The sequence below is a fragment of the Cytobacillus firmus genome, assembly GCF_023657595.1.
GTDB classification, from domain to species: Bacteria; Bacillota; Bacilli; order Bacillales; family Cytobacillaceae; genus Cytobacillus; species Cytobacillus firmus_B.
Window position 1 is genome coordinate 1,760,530 of sequence record NZ_CP098323.1, and the last position, 14,395, is coordinate 1,774,924.

Here is a 14,395-nt window from a genome sequence, read left to right on the forward strand (position 1 = left end):
AGATATGAAGCCGTCTGAAATAATTCAAAAAATCATAAGGCATGACCAGAGCAATGCAGGAAAGACGGCTGCGCTCAGGCCAGGGCAAATTGTCAGCGGAAAAGTAGCAAAGCTATTTCCTAATCAGACGGCAGAGGTGCAGATCGGGACACATAAAGTGATTGCGCAGCTTGAAACCCCTTTGTCAGCGGACAATAGATATTGGTTCAGAGTAGAACCTGGTGATGGACTGCTGCGCTTAAGAGTTATGGAATCTGTAAACATCCAAAGTAAAGGAACTCCTGCTGAAAGCCTTTTAAGTCAGCTGGGAATGAAGTTGTCCCGGGAAAATCAAATGCTGATTCAATATTTTCTTAAGGAGCAGCTGCCGATTACAGGTGAAACTTTAAGAATGGCATCGGAATGGATCATCTATGAAAGCAAATCTGCAGCAGAAGGCCTGAGGACGGTAAAAGAGATGATATTAAGGCAGCTTCCCTTTTCGAAGGATGTTTATTCAGCTCTATCCTCAGTCTTAAACGGTGACTCTCTTTCTTCGATTATGGGAGAATTACAGGATGAGTTAAAGAGAGCCGATTTATCATCCAAAGGGCAGCAAATATACTCCCTGCTGGGGGTTATGACAAAGACTTCTAGGGACAAACTTGGCCAGCAGGCAGTAGTCGGACTGTTTTCAGAGTGGCTGAATGCAAAAGATCAGGCAGGGTCCCTCTCAGCTTTCCAGCTCCTGAAAGCAGCGGGGATGTTTCCGGGTGAAGCTGACGAGGGTGCTGTCATAAAACAGCTTATTGAGGACGGCGTGCAAAATAAACCGATTATTCAAACGCTGAGTGAACTTCTGAAAACAAGCGAATCAGGGAACAGGCAGCAATTTATATTGAATTTGGCCAAACTCAATGGAGTTATCGCAGAAAGTTCGAAAAACAGAGGACAAGCTCAAGCTCTACAAAACTTACTCAATGATTTTCGAAATGGAAGTATATCTTTTCCTGCAGAAAAAAATATACTTCACACCGTTTTTAAATCGGCCCTATCTCTTACAATTAATGATGATATAGAACATTTAGTAGATGGAGACAAGTTCAGGCTGGCTGCTGTTCAGGCGGGGAAATTATTGGGCGGTGAAAAACCCTTCGCTGCAGCTGCACTCGGCCCTCAGGAAATCACAATGCTGGAAGAGATGAGAAATAGCCTGCGTCCCGAATCTCATTTCCCATATGATCAGCGTAATATACATAGTGAGTTAAAGAGAATAATCACAGCATTAGGGTTTTCTCATGAACATGACGTCCTAAAGTTATTAAAACAGAATGATGATGGAGCCGTCAAAAATCTGGATGCTCTCAAACCGCTTCTGATGGGCTTCTTAACCGAAGAACCTGCACATGCAGCTAAAGATGCAGCGGAACGGCTGCTGCATAAAATAACCGGCTTTCAGGCTCTCTCACAGGAATCAGGGCCATTGCAGCACTTTATCTTTCAGCTGCCGGTTTCTCTATGGGGAAAGATTTCTGATATGACTATGCAGTGGAGCGGAAGGAGAACAGAAGGCGGAAATATTGATCCAAACCATTGCCGTGTTATCTTTTATTTAGATTTGGAGCACCTGAATGAAACGATTATCGACCTTCAGGTCCAAAACAGAATCATCAATATTTCAGTTATTAATGGGCATAGCGGAATAAAGGATTTAACAGCTCCATTTGCAGCTGTATTAAAAGCAAATTTATTAAAATTAAATTATAAGCTGTCCTCGGTTTCCTTCCGGGAGCCGGAGCCTGCAGGTGATTCACTTTTAGCAAGAGAAACAATGACATCAATTGTACAGGCGAATCAATTCAGCGGAGTAGATATTAAAATATGAAAAAAGAGCGTGTTGCACAAAGGAAAGAAGCGGTAGCATTAACATATGATTCTGAGAGTCATGGGGCCCCCAGGGTATCTGCAAAGGGGAAGGGCCTGACAGCTGAAAATATCCTTGAAAAGGCTAAGGAACATGGTATTCCGGTTCAGGAGGACCCTGCCCTTGTTGAGCTTCTTGGCAAGCTTAATATCAATGAAGGGATTCCGGAAGAGCTTTATCAGGCTGTTGCAGAGGTATTTGCTTTCATCTACAGGGCTGATCAGGAGGCTGGAAAGAGGGAAAATAGTAAATAATCTATTCTGGTAAACCAATATGTTTCTCTTAAAGTAATCTTTGCGAGTAGAAAAAAACGGGATAATACTTAAATCAACTAGAATCGAAAGCTGTCGAAGGGCAGTTTTTTCTTTATTTTAATAAAATATTTTCCTGTGAGATCAGGTTCAAATCCACTATGATAACAGGGTTTTTGCACTGCCCAATATTTATAATTTTTAAAGAAATATAATATTTTAGAGTAAATGGTAGACAAGGGTTGTGTCATTTAATAAAATGAAAGCGCAGTCTATTTTTTTGAAGAGTTAGATAGGAGGATGGGAAATGAATATACATGAGTATCAAGGTAAAGAAGTCCTCAGACAATACGGGGTAGCCGTTCCGAACGGAAAAGTTGCATTTACAGTTGAAGAAGCTGTTGAAGCTGCGAAAGAACTTGGCACTGAGGTGTGTGTGGTTAAAGCGCAAATCCATGCCGGAGGACGCGGTAAAGCTGGCGGTGTAAAAGTTGCCAAAAATCTTGACGAAGTTCGTACATATGCAGGTGAAATCTTAGGAAAAACACTTGTTACACATCAAACAGGCCCGGAAGGCAAGGAAGTAAAGCGTTTACTTATTGAAGAGGGCTGTGACATTAAGAAGGAATATTATGTGGGCCTTGTACTGGACCGAGCTACATCTCGCGTAGTATTAATGGCTTCAGAAGAGGGCGGTACAGAAATCGAAGAAGTGGCTGAAAAAACGCCAGAAAAAATCTTCAAGGAAGAAATCGATCCTGTTCTTGGTTTAACAGCATTCCAGGCCCGCAGAATCGCTTTTAATATCAATATTCCATCAAAGCTTGTCGGACAAGCTGTTAAATTCATGATGGGCTTATACAGAGCTTATATTGAAAAGGATTGCTCTATTGCTGAAATCAATCCATTAGTTGTAACTGGCGACGGCAAGGTTATGGCTCTGGATGCTAAGCTGAACTTTGATGGGAATGCCCTTTACCGTCAAAAAGATATCATGGATCTACGTGACCTTGAAGAAGAGGATGCGAAGGAAATCGAAGCATCAAAATATGACCTAAGCTATATTTCCCTTGATGGAAACATCGGCTGCATGGTTAACGGTGCAGGTTTAGCGATGGCTACTATGGATATCGTTAAGCATTATGGCGGAGACCCGGCCAATTTCCTTGATGTTGGGGGCGGAGCTACAGCTGAGAAAGTAACAGAAGCCTTCAAAATCATCCTTTCTGATAAAAACGTAAAAGGTATTTTTGTAAATATCTTCGGCGGAATCATGAAGTGCGACATCATCGCCACTGGTGTAGTGGAAGCAGCGAAGCAAGTAGGCTTGAATGTGCCATTAGTTGTACGTCTGGAAGGCACGAATGTTGAAATGGGCAAGAAAATTCTTGCTGAAGCCGATATCGATATTATCGCAGCTGAATCCATGGCTGACGGCGCACAAAAAATCGTTTCTTTAGTAGGCTAAGAATTAAAAATGAGCGGCCGTTCAGCATTAAAGGCATATAGCGGAAACCGATCTTCAGTTTTTGATTAAAGCCTATGAGCATATGACGGCACTCTTTAGACCAGGAAGGAGAATTAATGTGAGCGTATTTATTAATAAAGATACTAAAGTTATAGTTCAAGGGATTACCGGCTCAACAGCCCTCTTCCATACAAAGCAAATGCTTGAATACGGAACGCAAATTGTCGGCGGTGTAACTCCGGGTAAAGGCGGTACTGAAGTAGAGGGTGTTCCTGTCTTCAATACAGTGGAGGAAGCGGTTAAGGCAACAGGTGCAAATGCCTCCGTAATCTATGTTCCGGCTCCATTTGCTGCAGATGCTATTCTTGAGGCTGTAGATGCAGAATTGGATCTTGCAATTTGTATCACTGAGCATATTCCTGTGTTGGATATGGTTAAAGTTAAGCGTTATATGGAAGGCAAGAAGACACGCCTTGTAGGTCCTAACTGCCCGGGTGTTATCACTCCTGAAGAGTGTAAGATCGGCATTATGCCTGGTTACATCCACACTAAAGGCCATGTTGGAGTTGTGTCCCGTTCCGGAACATTGACTTATGAAGCTGTACATCAGCTGACACAGGAAGGAATCGGCCAATCTACTGCTGTTGGAATCGGCGGAGATCCGGTTAACGGAACAAACTTCATTGATGTTTTAAAAGCATTCAATGAAGATCCTGAAACTTATGCTGTCATCATGATTGGTGAAATCGGCGGAACTGCTGAAGAAGAAGCTGCAGAATGGGTTAAAGAGAACATGACCAAGCCTGTTGTAGGCTTCATCGGAGGGCGCACTGCACCTCCAGGAAAGCGTATGGGCCATGCCGGAGCAATTATTTCAGGAGGCAAAGGAACAGCTGATGAAAAAATCCGTGTAATGAATGAATGCGGAATTCAGGTAGCTGATACTCCATCCGTAATGGGTGAAACCCTGATTAAGGTTCTAAAAGAAAAAGGCCTTTATGACCAGTGTAAAACACACTAATCTTTTCGAATAACTTAAGAATAGTCCCTCTTTATGAGGGACTATTTCTGCATTGTCAAATCCGGTCATCCCCCACATACCCCCGTCTACTTTAATAACATTTCAGGAGGCTCCCATGAATGAATTTAATATGAGGCTCACCCATCTCCACCACTGCAGAGGAATGAGCTGGAAGATGATTTATTACATTCTGAAAACAGATCCCGAATTGAAATTTCTGTATAATGATGCACCCCGCCGAATTATGCCCCAGGTAATCACCACTCAGGAAGCACTTTCCAATGCACTCCAGGATCTCCATTCTGATCGAATCGAGGAACAAATTCGCCAATACTCACCAAATGGCATTAAAGCCATTACAATTTTTGACGAGGAATATCCAGTTCTGCTAAAAGAAACATACCAGCCGCCTTGGGTTTTATATGCCCGAGGCGATACCCGTCTTTTGAATAGCGGAGTTCATCTGGCCGTTGTTGGGTCCAGACAGGCAACAGAGTATGGCGAAAAAGCCATTCAGTCCATTTTCCCCAAGCTTATTGACCGTGGGGTTATTATTGTAAGCGGGCTGGCGGCCGGCATCGATGCCATTGCGCATAAGGAAGCAATAAAAAATAAAGGAAAAACAATCGGTGTCATAGCCGGGGGCCTGTTTCATATTTATCCACAGGCAAATCAGAAGCTTGCTTATGAAATGATGAAAAACCATCTGGTTATATCTGAATATCCGCCAGACACAAGGCCCTCAAGATGGCAGTTTCCAATGAGAAACCGAATCATAAGCGGTATTAGCAGAGGGACACTGATTATTCAGGCGAAAAGCAAAAGCGGCTCTCTTATTACAGCTAACTATGCTGTGCAAGAAGGCCGGGAAGTGTTTGCAGTACCAGGGAATATTTTCAGCCCATTCTCATGTGGAACCAATGAGTTAATTCAGCAAGGCGCCAAACTGGTTAAATCAGCTGAAGAAATCTTAGAGGAGTTCCCTTACTGATCAGGTCAAATAAAAAAGGAGCCTTGATATAAATTAAAGGCTCCTAATCTTTCATCAGTCATAATAAATTTGTTTATTTAAAGGATTTTTTACAAAAAGGTTGAAATTCTATTAAAACTGTTATACATTTTGCAACAGGTATGAACGAAAGTAAGAGAATGCTTAGTTAGTTAATTTAGGATCTTTTCTTGGAAACGGTTGCGGAAATAATCCGATTAAGTTTGACAAACTTGAATAGAATGTAGAATAATAATGAATATTTCAATACACATGCAATTATGAGGCTGTTCTATTGATATAGATAAAGAAGACAGGCAATTTTAGCAGGTGAAAAATACCGTGTTTCAAAAAGATTTTGCCTGGATGTTTTAAAATTCCCTCTCAAGGAGGACTATTGATGTCAGAGTTTCTTGTTATCGTTGAGTCACCTGCAAAGGCAAAAACGATTGAGCGTTATTTAGGAAAAAAATATAAAGTAAAAGCTTCCATGGGACATGTCAGGGATCTTCCCAAAAGCCAAATGGGCATTGATGTGGAAAATAACTTTGAACCCAAATACATAACAATTCGCGGAAAGGGCCCTGTTTTAAAGGAGCTTAAGACAGCGGCCAAAAAAGCTAAAAAAATTTATCTCGCGGCTGACCCCGACAGAGAAGGAGAAGCTATTGCCTGGCATTTGGCACATAGCCTGGATATGGATATTAAGTCGGATTGCCGTGTTGTTTTTAATGAAATCACTAAAGATGCCATTAAAGAATCCTTTAAGCATCCAAGGCCAATCAACATGGATCTTGTTGATGCGCAGCAGGCAAGAAGGATGCTGGACAGACTGGTCGGCTATAATATCAGCCCCTTACTATGGAAGAAAGTGAAAAAAGGATTAAGTGCGGGGAGAGTCCAGTCTGTTGCAGTCCGATTGATCATCGACCGTGAAAAGGAAATTAAGGACTTTATACCAGAAGAGTACTGGTCCATTGATGGAGAGTTCCTTAAAGGAAAAACAGCCTTTGATGCATCATTTTACGGATTTAAGAATGAAAAAGTGGAATTGAAGTCGGAAAGCGAAGTTCAAAATATTTTAAGTAAAATGAAGGGCAATAAATTCAAGGTGGAATCGGTCACCAAGAAGGAAAGAAAGCGGAATCCTGCAGCCCCTTTTACTACGTCATCACTTCAGCAGGAAGCTGCAAGAAAATTAAATTTCCGTGCCAAGAAAACGATGATGCTTGCACAGCAGCTATATGAAGGAATTGAACTCGGCAAGGAAGGAACTGTCGGTTTAATCACTTATATGAGAACCGACTCAACACGCATATCCGAAATTGCACAAAGTGAAGCTGCAGACTATATTCAAAGCTCTTACGGGAAAGAGTTCCTGCAGAGTGAAAAGAAAAAAGAAAAGAAAAACAGCAATGCCCAGGATGCCCATGAGGCCATCCGCCCGACAAGCACATTAAAGTCGCCTGCAAGTTTAAAAGAATACTTGTCGCGTGATCAGCTGCGATTATACAGGCTTATCTGGGAACGCTTTATTGCAAGCCAAATGGCACCAGCGGTTATGGACACCATGAGTGTCGATCTGAAAAATGGTGAAGTGATCTTCCGGGCGACAGGCTCAAAAGTGAAATTCCCAGGATTCATGAAAGTATATGTTGAAGGCACTGATGACCAGTCGGAGGAAAAAGATAATATGCTCCCTGATCTGAAGGAAGGGGATGAAGTCCTTAAAAAAGACATCGAACCTAAACAGCACTTTACACAGCCACCTCCAAGGTATACTGAGGCAAGGCTGGTAAAAACACTTGAAGAACAGGGCATTGGGCGGCCATCCACCTTCGCACCGACACTTGATACAATCCAAAAACGGGGCTATGTTGCTCTGGATAATAAACGTTTTATTCCGACCGAACTGGGTGAAATCGTTCTAGAATTAATCATGGAATTCTTCCCTGAGATCCTTGATATCGAGTTTACCGCAAAAATGGAAAAAGATCTGGACTATGTTGAAGAAGGCAAAGTCAACTGGGTACAGATCATTAATGATTTCTATATAGATTTTGAAAAAAATCTTAAAATAGCGGAAAAGGAAATGCAGGAAGTAGAAATTAAGGATGAACCTGCCGGTGAGGATTGCGAACAATGCGGCAATCCTATGGTGTTCAAGATGGGACGCTATGGAAAGTTCATGGCCTGCAGCAATTTCCCTGACTGCCGCAATACTAAACCGATTGTCAAGGATATCGGTGTGAAATGTCCAAAGTGCGAAGAAGGTAATATCATTGAAAGAAAAAGCAAAAAACGCCGGATCTTCTACGGCTGTGACAGGTTCCCTGAATGTGACTTTATTTCTTGGGATAAGCCCCTGCCGAGAAGCTGTCCGAAATGTGATAACCTGCTGGTTGAGAAAAAACTCAAAAAAGGTGTTCAGGTTCAGTGTGTTGAATGCGACTATAAGGAAGAAAAGCAAAGTTAAGGGTGAGCTTAAATGCTCACTCTTTTCTATTGAGGGATGAGCATCCAAAATACTTCCAGTCTGGCTATTTTCAAAGAAATTAGTACATGAAACTTTTTTATTTTTAAATCGTATTGTAAAATGGCAAAATGAATAAGAACAGGGTAAAGTAAGAGAGACTGTTTTTAATAAATATAAATTATTCATGATATCGTCATCATAGTATATATGGAGGTTCAATTTATGAAAGATACAGCAGTGAATGTAATTGGCGCAGGATTGGCAGGCAGTGAGGCTGCTTGGCAGCTTGCCAGCAGGGGAATAAAGGTAAATCTATATGAAATGAGGCCTGTAAGGCAGACTCCTGCTCATCACACTGATAAATTTGCAGAACTTGTCTGCAGCAACTCCCTGCGTGCAAATACTTTAACAAATGCAGTCGGGGTATTAAAAGAAGAAATGAGAAAGCTGAATTCTGTCATTATCCATTCAGCTGACAGCAGTGCAGTTCCTGCCGGAGGCGCATTGGCAGTTGACCGCCATGATTTTGCTGCCCGTGTAACCGAACAAGTCAAAAACCATCCGAACGTAACAGTAATAAACGAAGAAGTGACAGATATTCCGGAAGGGCCAACTGTTATTGCCACTGGACCGCTCACAAGTGAAGCTTTATCCGCAAAATTAAAAGAGCTGTCCGGGGAAGATTATTTATATTTTTATGATGCGGCTGCTCCAATTCTCGAAAAAGATTCAATCGATATGAATAAAGTTTATTTGAAATCACGTTATGATAAGGGAGAAGCGGCATATCTGAATTGTCCAATGACAGAAGAAGAATTTGACCGCTTTTATGAGGCTCTTACCTCAGCGGAAACAGTTCCATTAAAGGAATTTGAAAAGGAAATCTTTTTCGAGGGCTGTATGCCAATAGAAGTGATGGCAAACAGGGGGAAGAAAACCATGCTTTTCGGCCCGATGAAACCTGTTGGTTTAGAAGATCCTAAAACAGGAAAAAGGCCATATGCAGTTGTCCAGCTTCGCCAGGATGATGCTGCAGGAACTCTTTACAATATAGTAGGTTTTCAGACACATCTGAAATGGGGTCCTCAAAAAGAAGTAATCCGATTGATTCCTGGTCTTGAAAATGCTGAGATAGTAAGATATGGTGTTATGCACCGGAATACATTCATCAATTCTCCAAAAGTACTTCGTGCAACATATCAGTTCAAGAATAGGGATGATTTATTCTTTGCAGGACAAATGACCGGAGTTGAAGGGTATGTGGAATCTGCAGCCAGCGGACTTGTGGCAGGCATCAATGCTGCAAGGCTTGTTGCAGGAGAAGATCCAATAGAGTTTCCTCATGAAACGGCGATTGGAAGTATGGCTCGATATATTACTACAGCAAACCCGAAGAGTTTCCAGCCTATGAATGCTAATTTTGGTTTATTCCCAGATCTTCCTGAAAAAATTAGAGGAAAAAAAGAAAGAAATGAAAAACATGCAGAAAGAGCATTGGGAACAATTCAGAACTTTGTGAAAAATTTGTAAATTATGTTGCGTGGGCTGCTGAGTTGTGATACTATTTAGTAGCCCATGCCGAGGTGAACAATTAATGTCTGAAAATGTGAACGTTTCTTTAAATTTGTTTATTGAATATTTACAAATCGAGAAAAATTATTCACAATATACTATTGAACATTACCAGCATGATATAAGTGATTTCTTTATGTTCATGTCTGAACAAGCCATTTCAGATTTAACAAAAGTCGAGTATCAGGATGTCAGGATATATCTTACTAATCTTTTCGAAAGAAAGATGTCACGCAAGTCTGTTGCCAGAAAGATATCAAGCCTAAGGAGTTTTTTTAAATTTTTGCTAAGAGAAGAGATAGTCGCTGAGAATCCTTTCGCACTTGTTTCCATTCCGAAAGCACAGAAAAAGCTGCCGGAATTTTTCTATGAAGAGGAAATGAAACAGCTTTTTGATGCTTGTGAATCCAGCACTCCTCTTGGGCAAAGAAATAAAGCCCTTCTTGAATTATTATATGCAACGGGCATCCGTGTAAGTGAGTGCAGTCAAATCCGCTTAAAAGATCTGGATATGCATTTATCAACTGTTCTTGTACGGGGAAAGGGCAGCAAAGAACGGTATGTTCCTTTCGGCAGCTTCGCCCAGGACGCAATTGACACATACATAAACCATGGCCGTAAAGAATTGCTTGCAAATGGGAACATGCAGGAAAATTTGTTTTTGAACGCCCGTGGCGGTCCTCTTACAGCAAGGGGAATCAGGACTATTCTTGACCGGATCATAGAGAAATCATCCTTAACAGGCAAAATTCACCCCCACATGCTTCGCCACACATTTGCGACGCATTTAATGGCTAATGGGGCTGATATGAGAACAGTCCAGGAATTGCTTGGACACGCATTTCTATCTTCGACCCAGGTATATACACATGTAACGAATGAATACTTGAAAAAAACTTATATGGCCCATCATCCGCGGGCATAGCGGAAAACAGCCATTAACGAATAGTCTGCAGAAAAAAATCAAAGGCAATATGCTCCAAAGGAGGAGTCTTTCATGTCCGAATTTCATGCAACAACAATATTTGCTGTGCATCATAATGGAGAATGTGCAATGTCTGGCGACGGCCAGGTTACCTTTGGAAATGCAGTTGTAATGAAACACACTGCAAGAAAAGTCAGAAAGCTTTTTAACGGGAAGGTGCTTGCTGGATTTGCAGGCTCAGTTGCCGATGCATTTACGTTATTCGAAATGTTTGAAGGAAAGCTTGAAGAGTATAATGGCAACCTTGAGAGAGCAGCTGTGGAGCTAGCAAAAGAATGGAGAAGCGACAAGGTTTTGCGCAAGCTTGAAGCAATGCTTATCGTTATGAACAAGGATAGTCTGCTGCTAATCTCCGGTACAGGTGAAGTTATTGAGCCGGATGATGGAATTCTGGCTATTGGATCAGGAGGCAATTATGCTCTTGCAGCCGGACGATCTTTAAAAAGATTCGCAGGCGAACACTTGTCAGCAAGAGGAATTGCCAAGGCCTCACTTGAAATGGCTGCCGAAATATGTGTATATACAAACCACAATATCATTGTGGAAGAACTCTAATAAAGGAGTGCTGTTGAATGGGTAAAGGAACAAGCTTAACTCCGCGCCAAATTGTTGAGCGCTTGGATCAATATATCATCGGTCAAAAGGATGCAAAAAAAGCAGTTGCGGTAGCTCTTCGAAATCGTTATCGCCGAAGCTTGCTGGAAGAAAAATTGCGGGAAGAAGTAAATCCTAAAAATATATTGATGATCGGCCCAACTGGTGTTGGAAAAACTGAAATTGCGCGCAGAATGGCTAAATTGGTAGGCGCACCATTTGTTAAAGTGGAGGCAACCAAATTCACTGAAGTAGGATATGTGGGCAGGGATGTTGAATCTATGGTCAGGGATCTTGTGGAAACATCCGTCCGTCTGGTGAAAGAAGAGAAGATGGCCAGTGTAAAGGAAAGAGCAGAAGAAGGTGCCAACCGCCGCATACTTGAACTGCTTGTACCTGGTGCCAAAAAGGCCGCTAATTATAAAAATCCACTTGAAATGCTATTTGGCGGAGGTAATGATCAGCAGCAGGATACGTATCAGACAGAAGATTTAAACCTCCAGGAAAAGCGCAAGATTGTAAAAGAAAAGCTTGCACTTGGCGAATTGGAAAATGAAGTGATTACAGTTGAGGTGGAAGAGCAGCAGCCTTCCATGTTTGACATGCTGCAGGGCTCCGGGATGGAGCAAATGGGCATGAATATGCAGGATGCCCTCAGCAGCCTTATGCCAAAGAAAAGGAAAAAAAGAAAACTGACTGTAAGAGAAGCCAGAAAGATCCTGACAAATGAAGAAGCCCAAAAGCTGATTGATATGGATGAAGTCAGTCAGGAGGCTGTATTCCGTGCTGAACAGTCAGGAATAATATTCATTGATGAGATCGATAAAATTGCCAGCAAAAACAGCGGCGGTTCATCAGCAGATGTCTCAAGGGAAGGGGTTCAAAGAGATATTTTGCCGGTGGTGGAAGGTTCAACAGTAGTAACCAAATACGGTTCTGTTAAAACGGACCATGTATTGTTTATTGCTGCAGGAGCTTTCCATATGGCAAAGCCTTCTGACCTTATTCCTGAATTGCAGGGGCGTTTTCCGATCCGTGTGGAGCTTACAAAGCTAACTGTTGAAGATTTCTACAAAATACTTGTGGAACCCGACAATGCCTTAATTAAACAATATGAAGCATTATTGGTAACTGAAGGTATACAAATTGAATTTTCTGACGATGCTATTCGTAGGATTGCTCAATTTGCTTTCGAAGTTAATCAAAATACAGATAATATCGGTGCAAGGCGTCTTCATACAATCATGGAAAAGCTGCTCGAAGATTTATCATTTGAAGCACCGGACATCACCATGGAAAAAATCACGATTACCCCTCAGTATGTTGAGGAAAAGCTCGGAGCCATTTCCCGCAATAAGGATTTAAGCCAGTTTATACTATGACCTCATAGTTTAAAATCTAAGGTCAAAGGGTAACGGAAAGTGAATCCTGAAAAAAGTCAAAATGACGTTTGATTCAAACAGAAGCAATAAGATATTAAATTTTAACAAAATATATGTTTATGGGTTGCAGCAAATAGGAGGAAATACAATGGATTTATTAACAAAAACAAGAAAGATTAATGCAATGCTTCAAAGAGCAGCCGGAAAGCCGGTTAACTTCAAAGAAATGTCAGAAACACTTAGTGATGTAATCGAAGCAAATATCTTCGTAGTAAGCCGCAGAGGCAAACTGCTTGGATTTGCAGTAAACCAGCAAATCGAAAATGAGCGCATGAAGCAAATGCTTGAAGATCGTCAGTTTCCTGAAGAATATACGAAAAACTTATTTAACATCCAGGAAACTTCATCAAACCTTGATATGGAAAGCGAATATACTGCATTCCCAGTTGAAAACAAGGACCTTTTTGCTAGTGGATTGACTACAATTGTTCCAATCATCGGCGGCGGTGAGCGTCTCGGCACACTTATTCTTGCGAGATTACAGGAACAGTTCCATGATGATGATTTAATTCTTGCTGAATATGGCGCTACTGTAGTTGGCATGGAAATTCTGCGTGAAAAAGCGGAAGAAATTGAAGAAGAAGCTCGCAGCAAAGCTGTTGTACAAATGGCAATCAGTTCTCTTTCTTACAGCGAGCTTGAAGCGATCGAGCATATTTTTGAAGAGCTTAACGGCAACGAAGGACTTCTTGTTGCGTCAAAAATTGCTGATCGTGTAGGAATTACCCGCTCTGTAATCGTAAATGCCCTAAGAAAACTGGAAAGTGCAGGAGTTATTGAGTCCCGTTCTTTAGGAATGAAGGGTACTTATATCAAAGTCCTAAATGACAAGTTCCTGGTTGAATTGGAGAAGCTAAAATCCAATTAATAAAATCTGAAAACCCGTCCCTTAGTGGCGGGTTTTTTTGTTACAAAATTATTACGATTAAAATTGGTAAATTTATGTATTTTAAACAAAATTTATAAGTTCATTAGTCATAGATTACATAATTTTTAATTAAGACATTCAAAATTATAGTCCATAAGAACCAGAAAAGAAAAAGCGAGAAAAATTCAGAAGGAATAAAGAATAAGTTGATTCTGGTAATTATTACAATTTAACTTGTGTAACTTTCAGCATATTTAAAAGATTTGTCGAAAATAGGTCAAAAGAATCATTAAAATTAACCTTATGTACATAGACATATTATTTCATATTCATTACAATAATGTTTATGATGACATATTTTGTCCATTATCACCAAATTTCTACAATAATTACCATGTAAAAATTTTGTTTTTATTCGAGGTGTTATGATTGAAGCTGTTTTCCGGCACTATATCAACATTAGAACAAGCATTGAATTATTCTTCTCTTAAACAAAAAGTAATTTCACAAAATATTGCAAATGCTGATACTCCAAACTATAAAGCAAAAGATGCTAGCTTTAAAGCTGCTTTCAAGAGCGCTTTAAATGACTCAATGGATGCAAACAAAAGTGATTATAGACATTACGATTTTAAAAATGGTTCATCCTCAGGGCAAGGGATAGTGACCAGACCTGATACTTCTTACAATCATAATGGCAATAGTGTGGATTTAGATAAGGAAATGGCGGATCTGGCTACTAATCAGATTTACTATAATGCAGTTATTGAACGGGTAAGCGGCAAGTTTTCCAGTCTGCAGAATGTATTGCGGGGAGGCAAGTAGTA

12 protein-coding genes are annotated in these 14,395 nt (G+C 40.9%); all 12 read left to right on the forward strand.

Features of this window, described 5'->3' with window-relative positions; translation table 11 throughout:
• Positions 1–4: 4 nt before the first annotated feature.
• The 12 genes from NAF01_RS09125 to flgB all read left to right on the forward strand — a co-directional run bounded on the left by NAF01_RS09125 (position 5) and on the right by flgB (position 14,393).
• Positions 5–1,864, forward strand: a complete 1,860-nt coding sequence (locus NAF01_RS09125; RefSeq protein WP_226618953.1) for a hypothetical protein — start codon at positions 5–7, stop codon at positions 1,862–1,864.
• On the forward strand, positions 1,861–2,157 hold the full coding sequence (locus NAF01_RS09130) for an EscU/YscU/HrcU family type III secretion system export apparatus switch protein (protein ID WP_048009039.1): 297 nt from the start codon (positions 1,861–1,863) through the stop codon (positions 2,155–2,157). Before NAF01_RS09125 ends, NAF01_RS09130 begins: the two co-directional genes overlap by 4 nt.
• Positions 2,158–2,461: 304 nt before the next feature.
• The gene (gene sucC, locus NAF01_RS09135) at positions 2,462–3,622 is read left to right on the forward strand and encodes an ADP-forming succinate--CoA ligase subunit beta (RefSeq protein ID WP_048009038.1); all 1,161 of its coding nucleotides are present in this window, start codon (positions 2,462–2,464) and stop codon (positions 3,620–3,622) included.
• A gap of 118 nt (positions 3,623–3,740) precedes the next feature.
• A complete protein-coding gene (gene sucD, locus NAF01_RS09140) occupies positions 3,741–4,643 on the forward strand; it encodes a succinate--CoA ligase subunit alpha (RefSeq protein ID WP_035328940.1) in 903 nt (300 codons plus the stop codon).
• A 115-nt stretch (positions 4,644–4,758) separates the two neighbouring features.
• Positions 4,759–5,634, forward strand: a complete 876-nt coding sequence (dprA, locus tag NAF01_RS09145; protein WP_197248021.1) for a DNA-processing protein DprA — start codon at positions 4,759–4,761, stop codon at positions 5,632–5,634.
• 397 nt (positions 5,635–6,031) lie between these two features.
• Positions 6,032–8,107, forward strand: a complete 2,076-nt coding sequence (gene topA / locus NAF01_RS09150) for a type I DNA topoisomerase (RefSeq protein ID WP_250802149.1) — start codon at positions 6,032–6,034, stop codon at positions 8,105–8,107.
• Positions 8,108–8,329: 222 nt separating this feature from the next.
• Positions 8,330–9,637: an FADH(2)-oxidizing methylenetetrahydrofolate--tRNA-(uracil(54)-C(5))-methyltransferase TrmFO gene (trmFO, locus tag NAF01_RS09155; RefSeq protein WP_048009035.1), complete on the forward strand. Its 1,308-nt coding sequence runs from the start codon at positions 8,330–8,332 to the stop codon at positions 9,635–9,637.
• 64 nt (positions 9,638–9,701) lie between these two features.
• Complete coding sequence (xerC, locus tag NAF01_RS09160) at positions 9,702–10,604, forward strand: tyrosine recombinase XerC (RefSeq protein WP_197248025.1); 903 nt, start codon at positions 9,702–9,704, stop codon at positions 10,602–10,604.
• Positions 10,605–10,676: 72 nt separating this feature from the next.
• The gene (hslV, locus tag NAF01_RS09165) at positions 10,677–11,219 is read left to right on the forward strand and encodes an ATP-dependent protease subunit HslV (RefSeq protein WP_048009033.1); all 543 of its coding nucleotides are present in this window, start codon (positions 10,677–10,679) and stop codon (positions 11,217–11,219) included.
• Positions 11,220–11,236: 17 nt separating this feature from the next.
• Positions 11,237–12,640: an ATP-dependent protease ATPase subunit HslU gene (hslU, locus tag NAF01_RS09170; protein ID WP_197248027.1), complete on the forward strand. Its 1,404-nt coding sequence runs from the start codon at positions 11,237–11,239 to the stop codon at positions 12,638–12,640.
• 148 nt (positions 12,641–12,788) lie between these two features.
• Positions 12,789–13,568: a GTP-sensing pleiotropic transcriptional regulator CodY gene (gene codY, locus NAF01_RS09175; RefSeq protein ID WP_035328947.1), complete on the forward strand. Its 780-nt coding sequence runs from the start codon at positions 12,789–12,791 to the stop codon at positions 13,566–13,568.
• Between the two features lie 429 nt (positions 13,569–13,997).
• The gene (gene flgB, locus NAF01_RS09180; RefSeq protein ID WP_197248029.1) at positions 13,998–14,393 is read left to right on the forward strand and encodes a flagellar basal body rod protein FlgB; all 396 of its coding nucleotides are present in this window, start codon (positions 13,998–14,000) and stop codon (positions 14,391–14,393) included.
• The last annotated feature ends 2 nt before the right edge of the window (positions 14,394–14,395 follow it).

Excerpts from the sequence above, each read along its gene's own strand:
- NAF01_RS09125 (WP_226618953.1), top strand. The coding sequence starts at position 5 with ATGAAGCCGTCTGAAATAATTCAAAAAATCATAAGGCATGACCAGAGC.
- NAF01_RS09130 (WP_048009039.1), top strand. The coding sequence starts at position 1,861 with ATGAAAAAAGAGCGTGTTGCACAAAGGAAAGAAGCGGTAGCATTAACA.
- sucC (WP_048009038.1), top strand. The coding sequence starts at position 2,462 with ATGAATATACATGAGTATCAAGGTAAAGAAGTCCTCAGACAATACGGG.
- dprA (WP_197248021.1), top strand. The coding sequence starts at position 4,759 with ATGAATGAATTTAATATGAGGCTCACCCATCTCCACCACTGCAGAGGA.
- topA (WP_250802149.1), top strand. The coding sequence starts at position 6,032 with ATGTCAGAGTTTCTTGTTATCGTTGAGTCACCTGCAAAGGCAAAAACG.
- trmFO (WP_048009035.1), top strand. The coding sequence starts at position 8,330 with ATGAAAGATACAGCAGTGAATGTAATTGGCGCAGGATTGGCAGGCAGT.
- xerC (WP_197248025.1), top strand. The coding sequence starts at position 9,702 with ATGTCTGAAAATGTGAACGTTTCTTTAAATTTGTTTATTGAATATTTA.
- hslV (WP_048009033.1), top strand. The coding sequence starts at position 10,677 with ATGTCCGAATTTCATGCAACAACAATATTTGCTGTGCATCATAATGGA.
- hslU (WP_197248027.1), top strand. The coding sequence starts at position 11,237 with ATGGGTAAAGGAACAAGCTTAACTCCGCGCCAAATTGTTGAGCGCTTG.
- codY (WP_035328947.1), top strand. The coding sequence starts at position 12,789 with ATGGATTTATTAACAAAAACAAGAAAGATTAATGCAATGCTTCAAAGA.